The organism is uncultured Psychrobacillus sp., assembly GCF_938022135.1.
In the GTDB taxonomy this organism is placed as follows: Bacteria; Bacillota; Bacilli; order Bacillales_A; family Planococcaceae; genus Psychrobacillus.
The window spans coordinates 1-2,127 of the sequence record NZ_CALIED010000002.1; the positions used below are offsets into that span (position 1 = coordinate 1).

2 protein-coding genes and 1 pseudogene are annotated in these 2,127 nt (G+C 35.5%); 1 reads left to right on the plus strand and 2 read right to left on the minus strand.

Annotation, left to right across the window (positions count from 1 at the left end):
* Positions 1-426, plus strand: a 426-nt coding sequence (locus Q0371_RS00195) for a CBO0543 family protein (RefSeq protein WP_298466654.1), incomplete at its 5' end; no start/stop codon positions are given.
* Between the two features lie 91 nt (positions 427-517).
* Here the strand turns inward: Q0371_RS00195 and Q0371_RS00200 are convergent.
* Both Q0371_RS00200 and Q0371_RS00205 read right to left on the minus strand, forming a co-directional pair.
* Positions 518-1,878 (minus strand): IS3 family transposase gene (locus Q0371_RS00200; protein ID WP_298466657.1). Its coding sequence is split into 2 segments (ribosomal slippage): positions 518-1,422 and positions 1,422-1,878, totalling 1,362 coding nucleotides; the frame shifts between segments, so codons are not numbered across the junction.
* Between the two features lie 145 nt (positions 1,879-2,023).
* Positions 2,024-2,127: pseudogene (locus tag Q0371_RS00205) on the minus strand (cupin domain-containing protein); the annotation flags it as partial.

The window sequence follows — 2,127 nt, forward strand, 5'->3', positions numbered from 1 at the left end:
TTTATACTTCCTTGGGTACTAGGGGTTTATTTGTTTAGAAATCAGACAAGGCTTTTCATTACTTTTTATCCGATTGGTGTGGCTGTAGCCTCTTTAATAAACGAGATTGGATTTAACTATTTTTGGAAGTTGGATAAAAATTTTCGAGAATTATCGTTACCCTCAATTCCCTATGATCTAGGTATTTATCCTATACTGAGCTGTTTATTTATTTGTAGTATTCATTATAAAAAAATGTCTACTCTAATTACTTTTTTAGTCTTTACCTTAGGTACAAGTTTTTTGGAACTTTTAATTGTATTACTAGGTAAATTAGAATACCGGGATGAATGGAATATATATTGGTCTGCGGTCAGTTATCTGATGGCTTATTTAATAATTTATGGTTATTACAAATTAGTCCGTAAATTTATTTTATTCAAATAAAAGGTGCGTTAGTTAGTTCTATAAGAAGAAGTAAAAAAAGTCGATTCCTTAACGTATGAACTGACCCCATAAAGTTAGACAGGTTATTTCGTTAGGCAGCCCGTTGGGCATGAGCTCGGTATTGTACCGGGCTCATGCCTTTTAATTTTGCCTTGATTCGTTTGTGATTATAGTATTCTATATATTTTGCTAGTTCGTGTTTAAAGTGTTCCACACTTTCAAATTCTTTTAGATAAAGAAGTTCCGATTTCATGATACCAAAGAAATTTTCCATAACAGCGTTATCGTAACAATTCCCTTTGCGAGACATACTTTGCGTAATGCCACGTTCACTAAGGGTATTACGGTATTGCTTCATTTGATAATGCCAGCCTTGATCTGAATGAATAAGGAGAGTATCGTCGTCTGTTAAACGTTCAAAAGCTTGATCCAACATCGTTGAAATGAGTGAGTAGGTTGGTCTTGAACCGATTGTATACGTAATAATTTCTCCATTAAATAAGTCCAATATCGGCGATAAATATAGCTTTTCTCCAAATAATTTAAACTCTGTAATATCCGTAACCCATTTCTCATTTGGTTTTTCAGCTTTGAAATTGCGATCTAAAATATTTAGTGCAATCTTACCCACAGTTCCTTTGTAAGAGCGATATTTTTTCATACGGACAAGACATTTTAGTCCTAGTTCTTTCATGATACGCTGTACCTTTTTGTGGTTTACTTTGTGTCCGCGATTTCTAAGTTCATCACGAATTCGACGGTAACCAAACCGACCTTCATGTTCATCGAAAACAGATTTAATCAATACTTTCAGTTCTGCATCTGGATCAGGACGACCGAAGTTTTTCACCCAATAGTAATACGTGCTACGCGGAATGTCTGCGAGCTGTATAAGTGCTTTCACCGGGAATGTATTCCTTAATTCATAGACTACTTGTGCTTTGTCTTGTTTGGTGATTTTTCCTTGTTTTGAACTAAGGCATTCAACTTTTTTAAATAGGCATTCTCCATACGTAAACGTTCATTCTCCGCCTGTAAAGCCTCTATTGATCCTTCATCGGGTACTTGAGTATTTGATGTCTTATTATTTCTATTTTTCATGGATGGATGCCCCTTTTTCTTTGATTGTAGGTCATCAAATCCTTCTGATTCATAAGCAACTTTCCATTTTCGAAGCGTTTCATAAGATGGAATATTAAAAATCGCCGCTGTTTCCCTGATAGACGTCCCGTGTTCGTTCATATAATTGAGTACATCTAGTTTAAACTGTGCGGGGTAGGCTGTATAGCGTTTTTCAAAAGCATCATCACCAAAAAGTGCAAATTGTTTAATCCACTGATGGAGTAAACTCGGATGAACACCAATAGATTTAGCAATTGTTTGTCCTCCCTCATTACCATCTATATATTGTCTTACTGCCTGTATTTTTTCTTCTGAAGAAAATCTCGCCATAAAAAACTGCACCTCCAATTGTTAGTTGTGTCTAACAATTGGGGTGCAGTTCAACGTTAAGGAATCGACTTTTTTAATTTTTTCTTATAGAACTAACGCACCCGTTAGTTTTAGTGGAAACCTTCACAATCTCTTTTCCATTACCTTAGCCTTCTTCCGCAGCCATTGCATCTTCTTTAGTTACATGAACTGTACCCAATGGATGTTGTGGAGGAGCATATATCGAGTAAAGTTTTAACGGGATATTAC